Origin of the sequence: Sphingomonas antarctica (assembly GCF_965137005.1) — a bacterium.
Classification (GTDB): Bacteria; Pseudomonadota; Alphaproteobacteria; order Sphingomonadales; family Sphingomonadaceae; genus Sphingomonas_O; species Sphingomonas_O antarctica.
Genome location: NZ_CBCRXM010000040.1, coordinates 1 through 1,291, shown reverse-complemented (window position 1 = coordinate 1,291; position 1,291 = coordinate 1). Strand labels below are relative to the sequence as shown.

Here is a 1,291-nt window from a genome sequence, read left to right as displayed (position 1 = left end):
CAGCCGACAAAGCTGGGCACCCACATCAACACGTCGCTGGCGCTGACGGCGGCGTGGCGAGGGCGTAGTTTCCCTCTCTGCCGGTTTGAGGGCGGCGCTTTCCGGCTGGTGAGGGCCGAACCGGCCTTCGCCGGGCGCAGCTATCCCGTGGCGGCACGCCGTTCATGGAAGATCAGGCGGTCGATGTTGTAGGCGAGGTTGGCGAGCGTGATCTTGGTTTCGGCGCGCGCGATGCCGATGGTGCGGATGAACAGCGCCATCTGGTTCTTCTGGCGGGCGAACACATGCTCGACGCGGGCACGGACGGTTGATCTGGCGGCGTTGGCGCGCGCGGTCCGTGCCGGCATCGGCTTGCCCTTGGGCTTCTTGCGATGGATGCGGCTGACCCGGGCGATCGACTTCAGCCAGGCCTCGTTGGATCGGCTGCGATAGGCGGTGTCCGCCCAGACGTCGGAAGCGGTGTTGTCGTTGGTCACCACGTCGCGCAACATGCGGCCGTCGAAGCGGGCACCATCGGTGACCTTGGCCTTGCGAATGAAGCCGTAGCGGCGGCAGATCGCGATGCTGCTCTTATAGCCGAAGCTCGGGATGGCGATGTCGATCCCAGGCCTTCCGCCGGGCAGCGGCCGACCCTTGGCGAACTTCAGCGTCCAGCGCGCATCGACATCCTTCTGCGCGGCCTTCGCTGGCTGGTCCGGCCAGATCTCGGCCGCGCTCTTGCCCGCCTTGATCGCCTCCTTCTCGGCCGCAGTGTTGCGCTGCTTGGGTGCCGCCACCAGCGTCGCGTCAACGATCTGGCCTCCCATCGGCAGATAGCCGCGGTCCCGCAGCTGCCGGTCAAAGGCCACGAACAGCGCATCGATCGCGTCGGCGCGGGTCAGCTTCTCGCGGAACAACCGGATCGTGTTCTCGTCGGGAGTGACCGCGCCCAGGTCGAAGCCCAGGAACCGCAGCCAGCTCAGCCGATCGCGGATCAGGAACTCCATCCTCGCGTCGCTCACCGTGTTCTGCGCCGCCAGGATCAGCACCTTGAACATCGCCACCGGATCATAGGGGGGCCGACCGCCCTTCGCGCCGTCGCCGTAAGCCAGCGCCTTCTCCAGCGCGGGGCGGAACACCTCGAACTCCACCACCTGGCTCATCGTCTCCAGCGGGTCGCCGCAGTCCGACAACCGCTTTAGTTGATCCGATAGCCCGAATAAACCCGTCTGACGCATCTGCCGCCTCCCTGCCAAGCGCAGTGAATCACCTCCGGCCGGATCATGCCAGGGTTATTGGGGGTGCCCAGCTT

The 1,291-nt window shown here is 66.4% G+C and carries 1 protein-coding gene; it reads right to left on the bottom strand.

The window, feature by feature from the left end; all coding sequences use genetic code 11:
* Positions 1–140 precede the first annotated feature (140 nt).
* The gene (locus tag ACM9ME_RS15365) at positions 141–1,217 is read right to left on the bottom strand and encodes a transposase (protein WP_415644334.1); all 1,077 of its coding nucleotides are present in this window, start codon (positions 1,215–1,217) and stop codon (positions 141–143) included.
* Between the last annotated feature and the right edge of the window lie 74 nt (positions 1,218–1,291).

Coding starts and splice junctions, on each gene's coding strand:
- ACM9ME_RS15365 (WP_415644334.1), bottom strand. CDS start 1,217: ATGCGTCAGACGGGTTTATTCGGGCTATCGGATCAACTAAAGCGGTTG.